The 19,932-nt window shown below is 66.6% G+C and carries 15 protein-coding genes and 1 pseudogene; 5 read left to right on the plus strand and 11 right to left on the minus strand.

The window, feature by feature from the left end:
* The first annotated feature begins 105 nt into the window (after window positions 1-105).
* From ToN1_RS13825 to ToN1_RS13840, 4 genes are all read left to right on the plus strand, one after another.
* Entirely contained in the window at window positions 106-1,065 is a 960-nt protein-coding gene (locus ToN1_RS13825; protein ID WP_244860780.1) for a glycosyltransferase family 2 protein, read from the plus strand.
* A gap of 103 nt (window positions 1,066-1,168) precedes the next feature.
* Window positions 1,169-2,638, plus strand: coding sequence for a flippase (locus ToN1_RS13830; RefSeq protein WP_169205883.1), 1,470 nt, complete (start codon window positions 1,169-1,171; stop codon window positions 2,636-2,638).
* A 139-nt stretch (window positions 2,639-2,777) separates the two neighbouring features.
* Window positions 2,778-3,686: a class I SAM-dependent methyltransferase gene (locus tag ToN1_RS13835; RefSeq protein ID WP_169205882.1), complete on the plus strand. Its 909-nt coding sequence runs from the start codon at window positions 2,778-2,780 to the stop codon at window positions 3,684-3,686.
* Window positions 3,687-5,528: a glycosyltransferase gene (locus tag ToN1_RS13840; RefSeq protein WP_169205881.1), complete on the plus strand. Its 1,842-nt coding sequence runs from the start codon at window positions 3,687-3,689 to the stop codon at window positions 5,526-5,528.
* 19 nt (window positions 5,529-5,547) lie between these two features.
* On the opposite strand, the gene ToN1_RS13845 is transcribed toward ToN1_RS13840, so the two are convergent.
* The 10 genes from ToN1_RS13845 to ToN1_RS13890 form a co-directional block, all read right to left on the minus strand.
* Window positions 5,548-6,561: a glycosyltransferase family 2 protein gene (locus tag ToN1_RS13845; protein ID WP_169205880.1), complete on the minus strand. Its 1,014-nt coding sequence runs from the start codon at window positions 6,559-6,561 to the stop codon at window positions 5,548-5,550.
* 7 nt (window positions 6,562-6,568) lie between these two features.
* Window positions 6,569-7,870, minus strand: a complete 1,302-nt coding sequence (locus tag ToN1_RS13850) for a glycosyltransferase family 4 protein (RefSeq protein ID WP_169205879.1) — start codon at window positions 7,868-7,870, stop codon at window positions 6,569-6,571.
* A 102-nt stretch (window positions 7,871-7,972) separates the two neighbouring features.
* Window positions 7,973-9,361 (minus strand): BatD family protein, encoded by a 1,389-nt coding sequence (locus tag ToN1_RS13855; RefSeq protein WP_169205878.1) that lies wholly within the window; start codon window positions 9,359-9,361, stop codon window positions 7,973-7,975.
* Entirely contained in the window at window positions 9,355-10,908 is a 1,554-nt protein-coding gene (locus ToN1_RS13860) for a tetratricopeptide repeat protein (protein WP_169205877.1), read from the minus strand. Before ToN1_RS13860 ends, ToN1_RS13855 begins: the two co-directional genes overlap by 7 nt.
* A complete protein-coding gene (locus ToN1_RS13865; protein ID WP_169205876.1) occupies window positions 10,905-11,900 on the minus strand; it encodes a VWA domain-containing protein in 996 nt (331 codons plus the stop codon). The genes ToN1_RS13860 and ToN1_RS13865 overlap by 4 nt, the downstream gene beginning before the upstream one ends.
* On the minus strand, window positions 11,897-12,460 hold the full coding sequence (locus tag ToN1_RS13870; protein WP_169205875.1) for a DUF4381 domain-containing protein: 564 nt from the start codon (window positions 12,458-12,460) through the stop codon (window positions 11,897-11,899). Before ToN1_RS13870 ends, ToN1_RS13865 begins: the two co-directional genes overlap by 4 nt.
* On the minus strand, window positions 12,457-13,398 hold the full coding sequence (locus tag ToN1_RS13875) for a DUF58 domain-containing protein (protein ID WP_169205874.1): 942 nt from the start codon (window positions 13,396-13,398) through the stop codon (window positions 12,457-12,459). Before ToN1_RS13875 ends, ToN1_RS13870 begins: the two co-directional genes overlap by 4 nt.
* A 19-nt stretch (window positions 13,399-13,417) precedes the next feature.
* A complete protein-coding gene (locus tag ToN1_RS13880) occupies window positions 13,418-14,392 on the minus strand; it encodes an AAA family ATPase (protein ID WP_169205873.1) in 975 nt (324 codons plus the stop codon).
* A 174-nt stretch (window positions 14,393-14,566) separates the two neighbouring features.
* Complete coding sequence (locus ToN1_RS13885) at window positions 14,567-15,733, minus strand: hypothetical protein (protein ID WP_169205872.1); 1,167 nt, start codon at window positions 15,731-15,733, stop codon at window positions 14,567-14,569.
* Window positions 15,730-16,485 carry a polyprenol monophosphomannose synthase gene (locus ToN1_RS13890; protein WP_169205871.1) on the minus strand — a complete coding sequence of 252 codons (756 nt, stop codon included), beginning with the start codon at window positions 16,483-16,485 and terminating at the stop codon, window positions 15,730-15,732. Before ToN1_RS13890 ends, ToN1_RS13885 begins: the two co-directional genes overlap by 4 nt.
* A 137-nt stretch (window positions 16,486-16,622) precedes the next feature.
* On the opposite strand from ToN1_RS13890, the pseudogene ToN1_RS24765 reads away from it, so the two are divergent.
* Window positions 16,623-18,044: pseudogene (locus ToN1_RS24765) on the plus strand (glycosyltransferase); the annotation flags it as partial.
* A gap of 657 nt (window positions 18,045-18,701) precedes the next feature.
* Here ToN1_RS24765 and ToN1_RS24770 read toward each other — a convergent pair.
* Complete coding sequence (locus ToN1_RS24770) at window positions 18,702-19,877, minus strand: glycosyltransferase family 87 protein (RefSeq protein ID WP_244860781.1); 1,176 nt, start codon at window positions 19,875-19,877, stop codon at window positions 18,702-18,704.
* Window positions 19,878-19,932: the final 55 nt, after the last annotated feature.

Genomic DNA, 19,932 nt, shown 5'->3' on the forward strand with positions numbered 1-19,932 from the left:
TAGAGGCACGGCGTTGGCGCAAAAGGGGGTGATTCGACGGGCGCGGCGTTAGTTTAAGCGGCGAATGTCAAAAGCAAGCATCGTTCCCGATTCGTGAGGATTAGCATGAATCGTGCTTGTGATGTCGGGGGGCGCTATCATTGTCGCTTCAATGACGAGGTAATGGCGGCGGCCCTGCCCGTTTCGATCGGATATTTCATGAACAGACTCAGTGTCATCCTGCCCGCGAAGAATGAAGGGGCGGTAATCAGGCGGGTGGTCGAAGGCATCAGGAATCATTTTCCCGATGCAGATCTTGTCGTGGTCAACGACGGCTCGACGGACGCCACGCGCGAGGAGGCGGAGCGCGCCGGCGCAAGGGTGGTCACGCACCCTTACAGCATGGGAAACGGTGCGGCGATCAAGAGCGGAGCGCGTGCGGCGACGGGCGATATCCTCCTATTCATGGATGCGGATGGACAGCATGATCCCGCCGATATTCCGCGCTTGCTGGGAAAACTGGATGAGGGTTTCGACATGGTGGTCGGCGCACGTGACGGCGCGTCGCAGGCGAGTCTTGGGCGCGGACTGGCAAACCGGTTCTACAATCGCCTGGCGAGCTACATGACCGGCCAGCGGATCGAGGATCTCACCTCCGGGATGCGTGCGGCGCGCGCCCACCAGTTTCGGGAATTCCTGCACCTGTTGCCGAATGGTTTCTCCTACCCGACGACGAGCACGATGGCGTTCTTCCGCGCGGGTTATCCGGTGGCGTACATCCCGATCAAGGCGGCGAAGCGGGTCGGCAAGAGCCATGTGCGGATTCTGAAGGACGGGGCGCGCTTCCTGCTGATCATTTTCAAGATCGGGACGTTGTATTCGCCGCTGAAGCTGTTTGCACCAGTGGTGGGTCTGCAGGTCTTGCTGGGCGTCGGCTACTATGCGTACACGTTTGCCGCTCATGGCCGGCTGTCACTGGCGACGATCTTCCTGCTGACATCTGCCGTGACGACTTTCCTGATCGGGTTGGTGTCGGAGCAGATCACGCAGTTGATGTATCGCTCGCCCGGAGAGGGGAGCGAATGATTTCCGGCGCCGTTACCGGCTCATCGGGCACGAGTGAATCCGCGAGCACGATTTCCTCGCGGGTCGTCATCGCGAGTTTCCCCTTGAAGCAGTTGATTCCGCGATGAGATCGTCGGTCGGGCGCAATGCCGCCTGGAATGTGGCCGGCATAGCGGTGCCTTCCATTGCGGGCATAGTTGCGGTCCCGCTGCTGTTGACTGGTCTTGGTGGCGCGCGTCTCGGGGTGTTTACACTCGCGATCGGATTGATCGGCTTTGCGGGCGTCTTCGATCTCGGGTTGGGGCGTGCGTTGACTCAGCTGGTGGCGAGCGAGCATGGACGCGGCGCTGTTCCGTCAGATCTGGCTACACTCGCCCGCAGGGCTCTTCGGATGTTGCTGGCGCTAGGGGTATTTTGGGCAGCAGTGCTGTGGGTGGGCACTCCGATGCTGGTCGGGCGGGTCTTCGAGTTCGAGGAATTCGTGGGCCGGGAGGCTGTGGATGGTCTCCGGTGGGTGGCTGTTTCATTGCCGGCCGCATTGGTGACGACAGGTCTCGTTGGCTGTCTCGAGGGTTTCCAGCGCTTTGCCGTTGTCAATTGCGTGCGCCTCTTCCTCGGCAGCGCGAGCTTTCTGCTTCCTGCGGTGACCGCAGTGCTTACGCAGCGTCTCGATCTTGCGCTGGCATCCTTGGCGGCAGTACGAATCGTCGCGCTACTTCCTTGGTTGCTTCTAGCACGCCCGCATTTGAGGTGCGGCGGAAAACAATGCACGCCGGATGGTGCGATGCGAAGGTTAATGCGTTTCGGTGCCTGGTTTACCATATCGAGCATTGTCGGCCCGGTGATGGTATTCGCCGACCGATTCTATCTTGCAAGCGTTCTTCCGCCGGCCGCCGTGGCTTTGTACACCGTACCGCTCGATGCCGTATCGCGATTGGCGGCGCTTCCGATGGGCGCTATCAATGCCGCATTCCCGGAGTTGGCAAAGCGATCGGGGGCAAGGACGAGTAGTGCGGACTTGGTGCGCCGAGCAGCAATGTCGATGACCCTGTTGTGGTTTCCGCTGGTTGCGATTCCCGTTCTGCTCGCCGAGGAATTGCTAACAGTGTGGCTCAACGCATCGATGGCCAGTGAGGGCAAAGATGTCGCGCGTTGGCTTCTGTTAGGCGTCTTCCTGAATGGCTATGCGCACATACCATATGCTGTGCTGCAGTCGTCGGGCCGTTCCGACGTGACTGCGAAACTGCATCTCCTTGAATTGCCCTTTTACGTGCTGCTACTTGTGCTCGCGGTTGCGCAGTTCGGGATCGTCGGTGCTGCCGTCGCGTGGTGTCTGAGAATCGTGCTGGATACGGGCCTGTTATTTGTCACGGCAGCACGCCTCGAACCGGCCTGCAGGGCGGTCCTGCGTGAAACGGGAATGCACGTCGCCGGAGGCGTTGGACTGTTGACGGCGTGCCTGCTGGATATTCCGTCGGAAATGCGCTGGCTGCTTGCCGTGGTCATGGCAATTCTGCTCGCTGAAATGTTGCGACGCTTCGGCCGTCAGAAGCCATGCGTCGAGAGCGGGAGAGTCGATCATCGCCTGGACTGATCAATCCCTGCCCGTCGAGTGGCCCGCGTCCGGCCGCGAGGAGGTCGAGCGATGCCCCGTGTGCAGATGCGAGCAACGTTCGCTGCTGCACACGGGGCTGACCGACCGCATCTTTCGTGTCGCCCCTGGTCGCTGGAGCATGTATGAATGCAAAGGGTGCGGCTCTGCCTATCTCGATCCGCGCCCTGACAGGGCGACGATCGGTCTCGCTTATGCAAATTACTATACTCATTCCTCACAGGGGGGAGTGACCGTCCGGCGGATCGGCGCGATCAGGACCTTGCTTCATGACTGGCTGAATGGCTATCTGAATTGCGTTTACGGGTTGCGGCGCCGACCCGCGAAGCCGCTCGGGCGCCTGTTGATTCCGCTGCTGGTGCCCCTGCGCGCGGCAGCGGATGCGGAATGCCGTCATCTGCCACGGCCGCCCGCGGGTGGCGGCGCTTTGCTGGATGTGGGGTGCGGCAACGGCCAGTTCCTTTCGATGGCGCGGGAAATGGGCTGGAACGCGGAGGGCGTGGATTTCGACGAGTGCGCCGTCAATGCGGCCCGCTCTGCGGGCCTCCAGGTTCGTCTCGGCGGCATCGAACTGTTCGACGGGGAGCGGGAACGGTACGATGTAATCACCCTTAGTCATGTCATCGAGCACATTCACGACCCGATCGACCTGCTTGGCCGCATCCACCGCCTGCTGAAGCCGGGAGGCATTCTGTGGTTGGAAACGCCGAACCTCAGCAGCGCAGGGCACCGATTGTACGGCCCGAACTGGCGCGGCTTGGAGCCCCCACGGCATCTCGTGCTGTTTAACGCGACGTCCTTGTGTTCCGTTCTGTACAAGGCCGGTTTTTCGCACATCTCCCAGAAATTTCCGGGTCTGGTGCTGTATTCGGTATTCGCTGCGAGTGAAGCGATCGAGCGGGGGGGCGATGTGCTGACCGCCTCGCGCAGGGGGCGGCCAAAGATGTCAGATGTGCTGGTCGAGGCTTACGAGATGATCGTTCCGTGGCGCCGCGAATTTCTGACTTATTTGGCTCGAAAGGAAAAATGAATGAGTTCCGCCGACGCGCCCGGCCGGATGTCGGAAATCAGTGAGAGCAGGCCTGCGCACGTGGAGATGTCGGGGGAGGAGGACGTGAACGTGAACGGAGGGCGCAAGTTTTCGCTCGGCGCCGTGATCATCGCGTATGAGCCTGACGTTGAAGCGCTGAATGAATTGGTCCATTCCCTGTTTCGCACGCTGGAGCCTCTCCCGCATCCGTTCCGGGTCTTCATCTGGGATAACTCGCCCTTGTCGGTGAGGGATTTGATCGATGGAGCCGACGGGGATCGGTTGGTCGTGATGGGAGGAGACGGTAAGAATCTCGGCTTCGGGGCGGCAGTCAATAGCGTTATCGAACGTACCCAGGAGGATTGGTATTTCGTTCTCAATCAGGATCTACGGATTGACCAGGGGGCGATGATACGTGCCGTCCGAGCCATGGAGAACGCCGGTCCGACGGTCGCGGTTCTGGAACTCGCCCACCGGCCCTGCGAACATCCGAAGGAATATGACCCGGTCTCGCGCGACACGCCCTGGTTTTCTGGCGCAGCGTTTTGCGTGACGCGACGGGCATTTCGGGAGACGGGAGGATTCGACGGCCGTCTGTTCATGTACGGGGAGGACGTCGACCTCTCTTTCCGTTTGCGAAGTCGCGGCCGGTCGATCAAGTACCTGCCGGACTGCGCAGTGTTCCATGACGATGTAGTCGGGCCGCACGGCCAGAAGCCCTTGCAGGAAGCGTATGACCGGGCGAACAACATTCTCCTGCGCCTGAAGTACGGTTCGGCCCTCGTCGCTGCGCGCGGGATGCTCTGGTTGTTGGCCGAAAGCCTGTACTTCCGGTTCAAGGGACGAAAGATCCCCGTCCTGCGCGTGTTGTCGCTCATCGCCAGTCGCGGCACGGCGATGAGGGCGGAACGTCTGCGGAAGGCGCAGGTTAGGCCGAAATTCGATCATTGGCGGTACTGCCGTCATCGCGTCGGTGGACAACACGTAATTGAACGGATCGCAGCGAGTCCGAAGGTTTCGATCGTGATCCGGACCATGAATCGCCCGCGGATGTTGAAGGAGGCGATCGAGACGGCGTGGGGCCAGACCCATGGGAACATCGAAGTCGTCGTGGTGGACGATGGCGACGGGCAGGGCAAGGAGGTTACCGACGAGTTTTGCGCGTCGTCTAGCCGCGAAATTGTCTACATCAGGACCAGTGGCGCCGTGGGACGGTCGGTGGCGGGAAATATCGGCCTCGCCCGTGCCAAGGGCGACTTCATCTGTTTTCTGGATGAGGACGATCAGCTTTATGCAGATCACGTCGAGGTGCTGGTCGCGCACGCCGTGACTAGGGGATTGTGCGTGTGCTACGCGCTGGCGGAGGAGATTTCCGCCGAATCCACCGCGGACGGATGGACCGATGGCCATGTGTCGGTGAGATACCGACAGGAATTTTCGCGCGTGCTTCTCTGGTACAAGAATTATCTTCCGATCCAGTCGGTGCTGTTTGCACGCTCCCTGTTCGAGGAACTGGGAGGGTTTGACGAGAGACTGGATCTTTACGAGGACTGGTCCTTGTGGGTCAAGTACTCTACGAGATGCGACTTCGGGTTCGTTCCGAAGGTTACCTCGCGGTACAGGATATTCACGGGCAGAAAGGCGCGCAGCACGTCCTTCGGCAACGCGTATGCCGCCGTCGCGCTTCGACACGAATACCCGGGGTTCGCGATTTCGCCGGCGGAGTTCAGGAGCATGGTGGCGGAATATCTGCGGTATCGCGGACTGTTCTGCATTACGCGCGAGCAGTTCGTCGCGCTGCGCGACAGGTTGGCGAGGTTCCGGCGCCGCTTCGGTGCCTGAGGCCCGCATTCTGCATGGATCAACGCAAAGCCGGGATGCCGTATTTGAGAAGCATCGTCAGTTTGCGTGGCACGAGTGTGAAGCCGTTCCCATAGGAAATGCTGCTACTTCGCCGGGTAGCCTGAACGGCGCTGCGCCGGCGTTTGAGCCGGTCGAAATCTTCCCACAGGCTGTGAAAGGGCGTTGCATACACTTCCCGCCAGATACGCGAATCGCTCTTCAACATGACAAGCGCGGCGCCCTCGATCGCGAGCGCGACAAGATGCAACGTCAGCACGGGCCAAAGCCAGGGGCTCGGCGTACAGATCGTCAACACAAAAGTCTTGTTGCGCTCGCTCAGGCGCCGGCGGCGATAGGTAGTCGATAGCCGGCCCGTATTTGCACGATTGCCGCCAAAGCTCTTCCCCTGGCGGTGGCGATAGGCGCTGGTCGCGGTCACCTCCACAGGATAGCCCGCGAGGCGCGCGCGGCAGCAAAGGTACATGTCTTCGGCGATCGATTCGAACCATTCTGGGAAACCGCCGAGTTCGTGCCAAAGCCTGCGGGGAATCCACAGGCAGGCCCCGATCACCATCGCGACGTCGCGGCGGTCGAGATCGAGGTTGGGAACGGGATTGTAGAAGGGGTCGAGGAGGCAGCCACGGTCGACGAGCTCGTTCGTCTCCCAGTCGTATTGCGGCAGCGTGAGGATGCCTTCGGGCTGTTGGAGGCGGGCGTGGGCGGACAGGGTGGACAGGGCGTCCGGGGCGAGGGCCGCGTCGTTGTTGAGCAGCAGCAGGTAGTCGCCGCGGGCTCGGTCGGCGAGGCGGTTGTTGGCAATGCAGAAGCCGACGTTGGTGCTGCTCGCGATCACCTCGACCTGAGGGTAGCGATCGCGCAGCAGGGCGAGCGATGCGTCGGTCGATGCATCGTCGTGGATGAGGATTTCGAACGCGAAATCGCAGTCTTGCGCGAGAACGGAGTCGATGCAGTCGGCCAGCAGGGATTCGCCGTTGTAGTTGGCGATGCAGATGGAGCAGGTTGGAGCGCTCATGGTCGGTTTACCGCTTCCCCGATGTGGCCTGTTCACGTGGCGTTGTTCGGGCCGGTGGTTCGGCGAGCTGGTCGACGATCCGTGCGTAGCCGTCGGCAATAACGGGCCAGTCAAAGCGATTCAGAACCGAAAGCCGGCCTGCTTTTCCGAGGCGCGCGCGCAGTGCGGGATCGTCGAGCAGGGTCCTGAGGGCCGTCGTCAGGCTGTGCGTGTCCTTCTGGGGCACGATCAGCGCATTGACGCCGTCTTCGAGGAAATCCCTCATCGCCGGTAGTTCGGTCGCCACCAGGGCGCACTCGCACCCCAGCGCTTCGACAGCGACGAGCCCGAATCCTTCTTGGTCACCCCCTTGGGCCACGATGGAGGGGAAAATCACGATCCCGGCTTGCTGGTAGAGGGCGGGGAGCTGGGCGTTATTGGCGCGGCCGAGGAACCGGACATGCATCGCAATCCCGAGCGCCGTGGCCAATTGTTCAAGTGCGGGCCTGTCCGGGCCATCGCCGGCGATCTGGAGGGTCAGGTCGGGAAAGTCCGGCAGCAGCGGTGGCAGTGCCTCGAGGAGGTACGCGAGGCCTTTTTTCTCCACCAGACGGCCGACAAATAGCAGCGATGTGCCGTTTCGCGCTGTCTGTGCGGGAACGAAGGTTTCCCTCAGATCGACGCCCATCGGGATGACGTCGATCCGCTCGGGCGCCGCACCTAGCTCGATTTCGGCGCGCTTCATCGCCTGACTTACTACGGTGTGGCGTTGCGCATGCCGCAGGACGAGCCGCTTGATCCACTCGGCGGCGGCACCCTTGAGGCCGAAGAGATCTCCCCCGTGGGAGGTGCACAGGATCGGGGGACGCGTGCGTGCGCCGGCGCATGCAATGGCAACGAGCCCCTGGGGAATCAGCCAATGCGCATGGATCGCAGCGAATGTCTGGTGGCGGAGTTGCTGGCGAACGGCTCGCCATTGACTCAGAAGGAAGAAGGGCAGGACGAGATAGTTGGCAGGGGTTTTCCGAAGCTTTGCCGTGATGCCGCCTTCGTAGGCGATGTTCTCCATCCGCTCGGGGAAATAGCGGTACCGGACGATGTTCAGTCCGTCGAATTGCTCGCGCACCGCGGCCCCCTTGGCGTGGGGCGCGAGGATCCAGACTTCGTAGCTCGCAGCAAGCCGGCGGCACAGTTCGTATACGAAAGGGGGCTCTGCGTCATCCTTCCATCGCGGGAAGGTGGAAGTGAGGACCAGAAGACGCGGTTTTTCCTGCCCAGCAGTACCCAAGACGCTTGACGTTTGTTGGGCTGCAGAGTTTCGGGTAGGCATTCGGGTAAAATCTCGATGTCGGTTCTGCGCCGCTCAGGGTAGTCGAAGTGTAGCCGGGGCGGCGGTAGCGGGCGGATTACATCATAGTCCGGAAGCTCAATGTCATCTGCTTGGTCGGGGCCTCCACGACCGTTTCGGGGGGCGAAGCACGTTCGCCGCACCCCCTGTTGTCCATCGAAGGCGCCAGGGCTGAAATTCGTGGTGTTCGCTGCACAGCGCAGTGATAAGTTGCTGGCCGTTCCAAGGCTGATGTTGTTCGCCGTACAGGTGGCGGTCGAGGGCGGCGAGTTCGTGGCCGGTGGCGGTGCCGCCAACGCGATGGGCGAGGGTGAGCAGGCCACCCTGGCCGGGGACGCCGATTTGGCGGGACCATTGCAGCAGGTTCGCGCGGGCGGCGATCGGGTCGTTGTCGCGGCACGCGCGGGAAATGCGGCGGAGCGTCGCAGTGGCCCGTCGGCGCATCACAGTGGCGCCGACGGCCAGCAAAGCGATCGCCGCGAGAAGGGCGGCGCTGGTGCCGACCGCTTTCGTTCGTCGCGAAGTTGTGCCGGACGGGGCTGGTTGTACCGGTGCGAGCGCGGCCGCAGCCGCAGCTACCACCGGCTCGTCCGTCGCAATGGCTCTCTCGCCGGGCGAAGCCATGACGGCAATGGGGCGCGGCAGCAGCGTGGCCTGGCGCGGCTGCCCGGCGACGGGGTCCCACCACTGCACCTGCAGGGCGGGGAGCCTGAAATCGCCACCCTGTCTGGGAACGAGCCGCCAGGTCTGTTCGCGTATGCCGGTGATCCAGCCGTCTTCCTCGCGCTCTTCGAGCCGCGGGGGTTCAGGATGTATCGAGAATCCGTCGGCGCCGATGTGAAGCGGGGGAATCTGTGCCGCAGCGACCCCCACGGCCTCGACGCGGATCCTGCGGCGCAGCGGCTGGCCGGGGCGTAGTTGCGGCATGTCGGGGTGCCAGAATTCGTTGAGGGTCACGGTGCGGGCAGGCAACCATTCCTCGGGACGGAGGCCCGTCGGCACCGGGCGGACGTTGCGGGTCAGGGCAGGCGCTTCGATTCGACGTTCGGACGCGGAGCCGCCGTCGGTACGCAGCGATACATGGCCGCCCGAGAGCTGCAAACTGCCGCTCGCAAACGGGAAGATGGCGTAACGTCGTTCGGTGACGCGGAGGCGCTGGCCGTCCCGCGTTAGTTCGCGGACGCTTTCGCCCGCCGGACGAATTTCGGCGAGCGCGGATTCGGGGGGGTGGAAGGAGAGGTCCCGCACGCTGACCGCCTGGTAGAGGCGTAGCGTGTAGCGCGCTTGCGCGTGGACGTGGAGCGTGTCGGGTTGCAGTTCCGCCTCGATCCACAGCGTCTTGTCTGCGGCGGGGGCGCCGCCCGTTTCAGCGGCGTGAGTCGGGCCCGGTGCGGCGGCAATGAGCGTGAGGATGAGGGCAAGCCGCGCGAACGCGGATGCGGATGTCCTCGAGGTTGCTCTGGACCTCACCATGGCAGTGCGACCTCGCCGCTCTGGCGGCGGCGGTGTTCGAGTTCGAGCTTGCGGCGCAACAGTCCCGCGGGTTCGTCGGGGACGCGGCGCAGCCACTGTTGGGCGAGGCGCTCGGCTTCCTGTTCGTGCGTGTCGCTGTTGGTGGTTGGGGCCGGAGGCGGTGGTGAGGCGGCTGCGGGGACGTTCCTGCCCGGAGCCGGCGGGTTAGCCTGTCCTGACGGCGGCGGGCGCTTCATCAGTTCGCGCACGAGCTCGCGATTGTGGAGGATGTCGGGGTCCTCGGGGCGTCGTTGCAGGGCGGCGTCATAGGCCTGGAGGGCCTCGTCGAGGCGCTGCAGGCGCGCCAGGGCGTTGCCGCGGTTGTAGAGCGAGTCGGCATCGTCGAAAGGCTCCAGCAGCGCGGCCGCCTCGGCATACTTCCCGACGCTGTAGTGCGCGACGGCCTTCCAGCGCGCGTCGGCGAACTGACGTGCGGCCGTCTCGGCAGATCCTCCGTTCAGAGCCTCCATCGCGCGCTGGTCCGGGCGCAGCCACCAGTCGGCAAAGTCGCGTGCGTTCGCGGCGGGCGGGGGCAGCAGCAGGACGGTGGCGAGCAGGACGAAGATGCCACGGCGGAAGGCGAGGGCGGCCAAGGGCAGCAGCATTACCAGCAGCCAAGGGCCGAGTTCGCGCGGTGTTGCGCGCGTCGCAGCCGCGCCGGCTCGCAAGGCCGAGGTGGGCTCCAGATGAGCGACGAGGGAGGTGACGTCGCCGTCGTCCGTGCGGCGGGCGAGATCGAGCCCGCCGCTCGCCACGATGGCGTCGTGCAGGGCGCCCCGGGTAATGCCGTCGGTGGAAAGTCGCAGCAGGGAGACCCGTATGCCCTCGGCCCGCAATGCCGCGACGGTCTGCACGGCGGGTGCGGCAGTCTCGCTGCCAGCGTGGAGCCAGAGCACGTCGCGCGTCGCGGTACCGCTTGTCGCCAGCAAATGTGCCGCCATCTGCAGCGCGCGCTCCGGGCGGTCGCCGGCGACGGGTAAGACGTCCGGCGCCAGTTCTGTGACGAACATGCGCAGCGTGGCGGTGTCGGTCGTCGGCGGGGCGACGAGGTAGGGCTCGTCCGCGTACGCGATCAGCGCGGTCTGGCCTGCGGGCATGCGGGAGAGGAGGTCGAGCAGCTTGATCTGCAAGGCTTCGACGAGCGGCGCGGTGTCGCGCGCGCCATCGAGGGCGGGGGACAGGTCTGCCACCAGCACGCGCATCGCGTCGCTGCGCAGGGCAATGCCGGAACGACCCTGGAGTGCAGGACCGGCCAGCGCGATGATCGCGAGTGTGAGGCCGAGCGCAGACAGCATGCGAACCACACTGCCGCGTGCGGTGCGTGCCGGTACAACGACATGCGGCAGCAACGGGGCGTCGACCACGTCCGCCCAGTTGCCGAACGGACCGCGGGGCTTGCGGGCGGGCAGCCATGCGAGTGCCCAGCAGGGCAGCAGTGCCAGCAGCCACCATGGACGCAGCAAGGTGAAGTCCGCCAGCCCGATCGCCACGTCGCTCGCGGAATTCATGCGCGCGCCGCCTCCGGGCGTGCCAGCCGGGTGCGCCAGCCGAGGGTTGCCGCAAGGAGCAGTGCGGCAGCGAGCGGCCAGGGGTAGAGCTCGCGCACGGGACGCATGGCGACTTGTCCGAGTGCGACGGGCTCAAGGCGGTCGACGAGGCGGTAGAAATCGGCCAGCGCCTGCCCATCGGTGGCTCGTCGGTAGATGCCGCCAGTCCGGTTGGCGAGTTCCCGCAGTGTTTCTTCGTCGAGATCGGCAGAGGGGGCGGCTCCGTCGCCATCGCCTTGCGCCGGCTCTGTACCGATGCCCACCACGTGGATGCGCAAGCCCTCGCGCCGGGCGATCCAGCCGGCCTGGGCAGGGGACAGATGACCGGCGGTGTTTGCGCCATCGGTGAGCAAGACGAGTACGCGCTCGCTGCCGCGAAACTCGCGCAGGCGGGTGGTGGCGAGGGCGATTGCGTCCCCGAGCGCGGTTTGGCGCCCCGCGAGCCCGATGGGGGTGCCGGCGAGCGCGTCGCGGACGGCGTTCAGGTCGAAGGTGAGTGGCGTATGCAGGTAGGCTTGTTTGCCGAACACGATCAGGCCGACACGGTCGCCGTCGCGGCGGGTGACGAAGTCTTGCGCGATCCGGCGCGCCACGTCGAGGCGCGTCGCGGGCGGCCCGTCGAGGCGCAGGTCAGCGGTGCCCATGCTGGCGGAGACGTCCAGCGCGAGCATCAGTTCGCGGCCGCTGACCGGGAGCGTCCGCAGTGCGGCAGGACCCAGCGGCCGCGCCGCGGAAAGCACCAGCAGTACCCATATGAATGTCGCGAGCATGAAGTTGAGGCTCGGGAGCGTCTTTCCTTGGGGGCGTGCAGCGGGGCCGCATGTCGCGGGCCCGGCGAAGGGGGCGAGCGATGGCACGCGCAGCACGGCCGCCGTGCCCGCCGGGGGCAGCCAGCGGCGCAGCAGCCACGGCAGAGGCAGGAGCGCGAGCAGCCAAGGCCACAGAAAGCTCACCGGGCCAATCTCCGATCATTACGCGAGCGCATCGTCGGGGGAGGACCCGTGTCGCTATCGGGCGGTTGGGCGGAGGTGCTCCCGGGCGCGTTGGCCTTCAACCAGCGCCGTGCAAGTGACAGCAGTGCCCGGGCTTCGGCGTCGGTCAGGGCCGTCGCGGTTTTTGCGGGGCGATAGGGCAGGGTGGCGAGCACGGCGCCTGCGCCGGCGGCGAATTCGCCCTGTCCGCCATATTCGTCGAGGAACTCAAGCCATGCGCTGCTGCCCAGGCCGGCAGGGTGTGCATGGGGAAAGCGCCACTGCGCATAGTGGCGCAGGACCGCGCCGGTGCAGCGTGCGAGTTCGACCGCGTCATGCGTGCGCGCATGAATCCGTGCGATGGCATCGAGTTCGCTCAGGGCAGCGCGCAGCGGTCGTCCGTGTCGGCGATGCCGTGCGAACCACACCGCAAGGGTGAGTGCCGCCGCACCGAGGATCCACCAGCCGGGCGCCGGTGGCCATAGTCCCGGGGTGGGGGGCAGGTGGATGTCGCGAAGCTGGTCGATCGAGGCCGTGATCATGCGGCGACCCTGGGGCGGAACAGCCCTGCGAGCGTTCGTACCGGGTCGTCGTGCGTGGCGAGCGTGAGGTGCTGCGCGCCGAGACGTCGCGCCAGTGTGGCAAGCCGTTCGCTGCGATCGCGGAAAGGTGCGCCGTATGCATCGCGTGCGGCCGGGGAGCGCAGGTCCAGCGTGCGTTCGCCGTCTGCTGCGGACATGCGGTAGATGCCGGGAGGGGGCGGGATGGATTCGATGCTGTCGAAGAGTTGCACCAGCGCGATGGCCGCCGCCCGGCGCAGCATCGCGAGTGCGTGCTCGCCCGCCACATCGAGGTGGTGGAAATCGGATACCACGATCGCGTGGCTCCCCGGGCGCACGCGGCGTGCGAAGGCGCGCAGTGCTACGGTGAAGGCGTCGGGGCCGGAGGCCGCGGGCGGGTGCGCGCCGATCGCGACGAGCTGGTGTATGAATCCGAGTGCGCCGTGTTCGCGTCCGCGGGCTGGCTGCTCCCGATGCGCGCAGCCATCGTGGATGGCGCCGCCGATCCGGTCACCGGCGTCCGTCACCGTCCATGCGAGCAGCGCGGCCAAGCGCGCCGCGGCGACCGATTTGAACGAGCTGCGTGTGCCGAAGCGCATTGTCGGACCAAGATCGACAAATACGCGCACCGGTCGCTCGCGCTCCTCGTGGAAGAGCTTCGTGAAGGGGCGTCCGCGCCGTGCCGTGTGCCGCCAGTCCATGTTGCGTGGGTCGTCGCCGGCCTGGTAGGCGCGCAGTTCGGCGAAATCGAGCCCCGTCCCGAGTTCGCGGCCGCGATGCATGCCGGCGCTGGTGCCATTCCCGATGCTCCTTGTCGTGCGGAGCATGGTGGCCTGGGCCCGCAGCGCGATCAGATCGTGTGGTTCCGGGACGACGGCGCCGGCCGCGCCGGTCGGCTGGGCTATGGGTGCAGCCTTCATGGCGTAACGCGAACCACGCTCAGGGTACCGGAACGCGTGCGAGCAGCGTCGCTGCAAGCGTGTCCGCGTTCATGCCGTCGGCCATCGCCTCCCAGTCGGGGAGGATGCGGTGGCGGAGTACGTCCGGCGCCAACGCCTGGATGTCGTCGGGCGACACGTAGTCGCGTCCGTGCAGCCAGGCACGTGCCCGGGCGCAGCGATCCAGCGCGATGCTGGCTCGTGGGCTGGCGCCGAAACGCACGGCACCTCCGAGGTCGGCCCCGTACTGCCCGGGGGTTCGTGTCGCCGCGACGAGGCGCACGATGTAGTCCTCGAGATCGGCACTCAGGTGCAGATCGAGCGCCGCGCGGCGCGCGGCGAACACCTGCTCCTGCGTGAGGACGGGTGACAGGGCCGGAGTAACGGAGGACGCGATGCCGGCCTGCGCTTCGGCGCGGGCAAGGCGCAGGATGTCCCGTTCGGTTGCCGCCTCCGGATAGCCGACGCGCACATGCATCAGGAAGCGGTCGAGTTGCGCCTCGGGAAGCGGGTAGGTCCCTTCGTGCTCGATCGGGTTCTGCGTCGCGATGACGAGGAAGAGGCTCGGCAACGCATGGGTCGTCTGCCCTATCGTGACCTGGCGTTCGCCCATCGCCTCGAGCAGCGCCGATTGCACCTTGGCCGGCGCGCGGTTGATCTCGTCGGCGAGCAGCAGGTGATGGAACAGCGGGCCATGTTCGAAGCGGAAGCCGCCGTCCTGCGGCCGGAAGATCTCGGTCCCGGTGAGATCGGCGGGCAGCAGATCGGGCGTGAACTGGATGCGGTGGAAGTCGGCGTCGATCAATGATGCCAGCGCGTGAGCGGCGCGAGTCTTGGCGACGCCCGGGGGGCCTTCGATGAGGAGATGCCCGTCTGCGAGGAGCGCGATGAGGAGACGCTCGACCAAGGCTGCCTGCCCAAGCACAGCGCCTTCGAGCGTACGGCGTAGGGTCTGGAAGGCGTGGTCGAGGGTCATGGGCGTGGATCGGGACGAGTCGCGTCGCAAGGTGCTGCCGGGCACGAGGCGGGCCGGTGCGCTGCGCAGGTGCCCGTCGTACCGTTCCGCAGGAAGGGTGAATTGTAATGCAGGGCGCCGGCAGGCACCGCGCACTGCGTTGCCGCGAGCGCGATGGTCAAGTGAGCCGTGCCGTCATGCCGGCTTTGCGACATCGCGCGAGCGGAAGGCAAGCCAGACGAGCGCCGCAAGCAGCGCCGCGAACAGGAAGGCGCCCTGGTTCTGCACCAACCAGCGCATGTCGACCAGGTTGCGCCAGGTTGCGGGACTGGCCCCCCCCACGAGCGCGAGCTTGCGCAGCCACCAGATCACGGCAGGGAGCACGATGGCGAAGCCGCCGACCAATCCGAGCCATTCCCGGCGCTCGCGGGCGTCCAGCGTCGGCCACAGCGCCAGGGCGAGCGGGATCAGCATGAGGCAGTCGTATTCCTTGAGGCGCGGCAGCAGCAGTGCCACGCCGGCGACTGCCACGAAAGCTCGCAACATCGAGGTCGGAGCGCGTTCGACAGCACGCAGCGTGAGGACGAGGACGAACGCTGCCCACACGGCATAGGCCGCGACGATCGACAGTCCGCTCTGCAATTCGAGGCCGGACTTGCGCACCAGTATCGAGAAGCCGAAGCCCGGCACCTCGTTCGCATGATCCACCGCGGTGCGCAACCAGTCAGCAAAGTGCGTCGGGAAGAGCAGCGCATCGCCCCCGTACCACGCGGCGACGGCAATCGCGCCGGCGAGCGGGAGGAGCATCTCGCGCCGCTGGAAGAACGGTAGCAGCAGATAGGCGGCATACAGTGGTTTGAACGGCGCCATCGCCACCCCCAGCGCTGCCACCGGCCGTCCTCCGGCCCCCCGCCAGATCAGCCAGGATAGCGCGCCATAGAAGGGAACGCCCATGTTTCCCGACACCAGCTCGGATACGAACACGCCTGCGGCCGGTGCCAGCACGAGCAGGGCGACGGCCTGTGGCGATCCGCCGATACGCCCGGCCACGTACAGGAACAGGGCGCAGCCCGCCGCATACGTGAGGACGTAGATGTACCCGAGCACGGTCGTGCCGGCCAGGGACGCCAGTCCGGCCATCAGTCGGGTGCCGGCGTAGGGGTAGGTGTGCGGCAGGAAGTAGTCGGTGCAGTCACCGACGAAGCGGTACGGGTCACCGTGCGCGAGAGTCGCCTCGATGGCGCAGCGATAGACCGTGGCATCCCACAGGTAGGCGCGGTGCTCCAGCAACAGGGACAGCCCGAACAGCAGGCCCGGGACCAGGCACAGCGCGAGGCCGGTGCGAAGCAGCATCGCGTTCATCGCGCCTGCTGCTCCGCGAGGCCCGTGCGCGGCATCGCTGGCGCGCCATGCGCCAGTGCCCAGCGCGCGAACTCGACGATTTCGCGCGTGCCGAGCTTCGATGTGCCGAGCCTTCGATCCGGGAAATGCACCGGAACTTCGCGGATGTCCGCTCCCGCGCGGGCCGCGTTCTGCAGCATCGCGACGATGAAGACGTATCCCTGGGCGCTCACATCGGTGAAGCGCGCAGCGCGCAGTGCCGAGGCACGCCAGGCCCGGAATCCGGCCGTGCAGTCATGCACGGGCGCGAGTCCCAGCCAGTGGCGGGCGACCAGATTGCCGGCCCGGGACAGCAGTCGTCGCCGCCAGCCCCAGTCATGCGGCGTGCGGTTCCCGCCCAGGTAGCGGCTGCCGATGGCGACCTCGGCGCCGTCGTCGATGGCCGCGAGCAGTCGTGGAAGATCGGACGGGTTGTGGGAGAAATCGGCATCCATCTGGATCACGACGTCGGGAGCGTGATGCGCCAGCGCATGGTTCAAGCCGCGCACGTAAGCCGCGCCGAGACCCGTGCGTGGGCCGCTCAGCAACGACACGCCGGGGAGGCAAGCGGCGCAGGCGAAGACCTCGGCCGCGGTGCCGTCGGGGGAGTCGTCGTCGACCACGAGAACGCGCACCCGCCGCTCCGGTGCCGCAAGCGCGGCGTGCACCGCCACGATCAGGCGCCCGATGTTGCCGCGTTCGTTATAGGTGGGAATGACGACGACGATCTTCATGAGAACTCGTTGCTAGGCGATGGCTGCGACGGGTGAGCGACGAACGTGCGCGCGGAGACGGACACGTCTGCCGGGGCGCGTAGAATACAAGCCCACGCCCCCAGGATCCAGACGCGTTTCATGCAAACGTCAAGCGCATGAAGATCTCCGTAGTCATCCCCGCGCGCAACGCCGCGGCCTCCATCGACGGCCTGCTCGACTCGCTCGAAGCGCAGTGCCTCGACGGCGTGGGCGGTTGCGAATTCATCGTCGTCGATGACGGATCGACTGACGCGACGGCACGATTGCTCGCCTGTCGCGCGAAGGTGCGCTTGCTGCGCCACGAGCGCTGCGCCGGGGCGGGGGCAGCGCGCAACACCGGCGCACGCGCGGCACAGGGTGAGTGGCTGGTGTTCCTCGATGCCGACACGCGCATCCGCGATCGCGACTTCCTGCGTCGCTGCGTCGGCCTCATCGCTAGCCGTCCCGGTTACGACGCAATCTCGGGCTGCTACCACGACGACAACCCGGGCGGCGGACGTTTCGCGCGTTATCTCGACGCGTGCGAAACCGTCATGCGCCGCGGCAGTCTCGATCGCAGCGCGCCCGGCTGCCTCGGCGGCTCGGTGTGTGCGATCCGCCGCGCTGTGTTCCTCGAGCTGGGCGGCTTCAGCGAGAATCGCCGTGTCGCGCTCGAAGACCCCGACCTGGGATGCCGGCTGGCCGCGGCCGGTTACCGGCTGTGGCTGTCGGGCGAGTTGCGCGTCGAGCACCGGCAGCCCGGCTTTTCCGATTACGTGCGCGAACTCGTCCCGCGCACGCGCCACTACCTGCAGCTCATCCGGCGCTATCGCAGCTTCAATCCGATGATGGGGGGCGCGGGCGAAGGGATAGGGCGCGGGGCACTGGTGATCGGCTTGCTGCTCGTACCCGCCGGCCTCGTGTTCCCCGAGCTGATGGCCGCGGCCCTGTTGCTGCTGGGCGTGGCGGGCTGGCAGGCGCGCACACTGGTGCGCGAGCTCGCGCGCAGGCATGGCGCGGCCGGCGTGCCGACGGGACTTGCGTTCCATGCCGCAGCCAGCGCCGCCATCGTCGCCGGCGGCCTGTTGGCGCTGCGGGACATCACGGCGCGCGGACTGCGCAGCATGGCGATCGATCTCGCGGTCGTGCTCGCCTACCTCCGCAGCCTGCTGTCGCGCGGTTCGCCGGGCTACCTGATCCAGTTCCTGACCCACCGCTGCAACGCGCTGTGCGGCCACTGCTTCGACATGCCGCAGCGGCACGCGATCGGACGAGACGCCGAGCTCGACCTCGCGCGCATCCGCCGCGTCGCGGCAAGCACCGGGTCGGTCGGCCACCTGTCCCTCACCGGCGGCGAGCCCCTGCTGCGCGACGACCTCGCCGAGGTCATCGCGGCCTACTACCGCAGCGGGGTGCGCTCGTTCAGCGTCTCGACGAATGGCTCCTACCCCGAGAAGATCGCTGCCCTCCTCACGCGCATCCCCGCCATCGCACCCTTCGGGCGCGTCATGGTGACTGTTTCGGTCGACGGCGTTGGCGACGCGCATGACCGCCTCCGCGGCGTGCCCGGCCTCTTCGCTCGGGTCGAAGAGTCGCTGCGCCTGCTGTGCGAGGCCGGCCCGTGGCTGCCCCAACTGCGCGTGCATGCGTGCGTCGCTGCCACCGCGGCGAACGCCCCGGAAGTCCCGGCGATTCTCGCGCGCCTGCGGCGATTTCCGCTGGATCAGGTGGAGCTCACCCGGCTGCGCGGCACCCCTGCAGATCCGGCCGTCCACGGTCCCGACGACGCGACTTATGCTCAGTTGGGGGCTGCGGTCGCCGCCGCGAACGGAGGCGCGAGGGGCTTGTCGCGCGCGTTCGCGCTGCTCGACCGCGCGATGTACACGATCGTGCGGTCGCCCGACGCGCCCTGGCCCTGCGGCGGCTGCCTTGCCGGTCGACGACTCACGGTGATCCGTGGCGACGGCGCGGTGCTGCCTTGCGAGATGATCCGTAGCGTGCGCACGCAGGATGCCTTGTCCCACGACGGATTCGTCATCGGCCGGCTGGCCGAGCACGGCGACGATCTGCGCGCGGTCCTGGCGAGCCCGCAGGCCCGCCGCATTACCGATTACATCCGCGATACGCAATGCCGCTGCTCCTTCGAATGCGCGATCTTCGCGACCATGAGCTACCGTCCGTGGACGCTGCCGCGTTTCCTGCTGCACAGCGTCGCCTCAGGTCGCGGTGGCTTCGTCGCGCGCGACCGCGGAGAGGAAGCGGTAGAGGGCGAGGCCCAGCAGCAGCGCGAGAATCCAGGGCGCGATCTGGACGGGCATCAACCTGGCGAGTTCCTTCGCCCCGAGCAGCGCCGCGAGCCCGCCGGCGAGCAGCCAGTATTCTTCGCGCCCCGCGCCGCGGCTCCGCATGTCGGCCCACAGCCAGGCCGCGGCAGGCACGATCAGCGCGAGGTCGTAGAGGAAGGCTAGCGGCAGCGCGAGCGGCGTCGCGAGGCACAGCACGGCCGCCTGCAGGCCGTGCGATCCCGTGTGTCGCCGGCCGCGCCACCACACCCACGTGACGATCGCCAGCATCAGCGCGCTGACGAGGCACTGGAGCACCCAGGCCTGATCGATCGTCATCCCCGCGAGGCGCGCCGCGGACCATGGCGTGACCATCGCCGGCAGCGCAAAGGCGCCGACCGTGAAGGCGTCGAGGTGGAACAGGCTGGTGCCGATGAAGGCGAACCACGGATCGTCGCCGAGTGCGAGCACGCTGAGCGCGACCAATCCCAGCACGCTCGTACTCGCCGCGGCGAAGGCCCGCCAGTGTCCGCCGGCGAGCAGCGCGAAGGGAATCAGCACGCCGAAATGCGGCTTCACGCTGGCGAGGCCGATCAGGAGACCTCCCCAGAGCGGACGATTGCGGAGCAGCAGCAGGCCCGCGCCGATCAGCCCTGCGGTGAGGAAACCGGTCTGGCCGTACATCACGTTGAACAAGGCCGGCGGCGCTGCGAGCGCGAACGGCAGGCCGAGGCGCTCGGGCAGGATGCGGCGCAGGCTCAGCAGGTAGGGCAGGGCCGTGACGCCCAGCCACCCCGCCCACGCGACCAGATAGGGCAGATAGGCGAGCGGGAGCACCAGCAGAATGAAGCTCGGCGGATACATCCACGGCGCGAAGCCGACCACGCCTGCCTGCTGCTCCGTGAGCTCGCCGTAGATCCGCCGTGCCGCCTCCTTGCCTGCAGCGGCCATTGTGCGTGGCATATAGACGAACTCGGCGGGCAGTTCGCGCACGATGATCGACGCCGCGTAAGTGGGCGTGAAGTCGGTAAACAGGGGCGTATCGCCGCGCGCGGCGTCGCGGTATCCGCCGATAATCTTCGTGCCGACAAAAATTGCGTAGCCCAGCACGATCAACCACAGCAGTACGCGCGGGAAGGCAAGCCCGCGCGCAACGACCGGCGGG

Source organism: Aromatoleum petrolei, from assembly GCF_017894385.1.
Lineage (GTDB): Bacteria > Pseudomonadota > Gammaproteobacteria > Burkholderiales > Rhodocyclaceae > Aromatoleum > Aromatoleum petrolei.

Bases quoted from the DNA above. Each gene is read 5' to 3' on its own strand.
- ToN1_RS13825 (WP_244860780.1), top strand. From the start codon at position 106: ATGAATCGTGCTTGTGATGTCGGGGGGCGCTATCATTGTCGCTTCAAT.
- ToN1_RS13830 (WP_169205883.1), top strand. From the start codon at position 1,169: ATGAGATCGTCGGTCGGGCGCAATGCCGCCTGGAATGTGGCCGGCATA.
- ToN1_RS13835 (WP_169205882.1), top strand. From the start codon at position 2,778: ATGTATGAATGCAAAGGGTGCGGCTCTGCCTATCTCGATCCGCGCCCT.
- ToN1_RS13840 (WP_169205881.1), top strand. From the start codon at position 3,687: ATGAGTTCCGCCGACGCGCCCGGCCGGATGTCGGAAATCAGTGAGAGC.
- ToN1_RS13845 (WP_169205880.1), bottom strand. From the start codon at position 6,561: ATGAGCGCTCCAACCTGCTCCATCTGCATCGCCAACTACAACGGCGAA.
- ToN1_RS13850 (WP_169205879.1), bottom strand. From the start codon at position 7,870: ATGCCTACCCGAAACTCTGCAGCCCAACAAACGTCAAGCGTCTTGGGT.
- ToN1_RS13855 (WP_169205878.1), bottom strand. From the start codon at position 9,361: ATGGTGAGGTCCAGAGCAACCTCGAGGACATCCGCATCCGCGTTCGCG.
- ToN1_RS13860 (WP_169205877.1), bottom strand. From the start codon at position 10,908: ATGAATTCCGCGAGCGACGTGGCGATCGGGCTGGCGGACTTCACCTTG.
- ToN1_RS13870 (WP_169205875.1), bottom strand. From the start codon at position 12,460: ATGATCACGGCCTCGATCGACCAGCTTCGCGACATCCACCTGCCCCCC.
- ToN1_RS13875 (WP_169205874.1), bottom strand. From the start codon at position 13,398: ATGAAGGCTGCACCCATAGCCCAGCCGACCGGCGCGGCCGGCGCCGTC.
- ToN1_RS13880 (WP_169205873.1), bottom strand. From the start codon at position 14,392: ATGACCCTCGACCACGCCTTCCAGACCCTACGCCGTACGCTCGAAGGC.
- ToN1_RS13885 (WP_169205872.1), bottom strand. From the start codon at position 15,733: ATGAACGCGATGCTGCTTCGCACCGGCCTCGCGCTGTGCCTGGTCCCG.
- ToN1_RS13890 (WP_169205871.1), bottom strand. From the start codon at position 16,485: ATGAAGATCGTCGTCGTCATTCCCACCTATAACGAACGCGGCAACATC.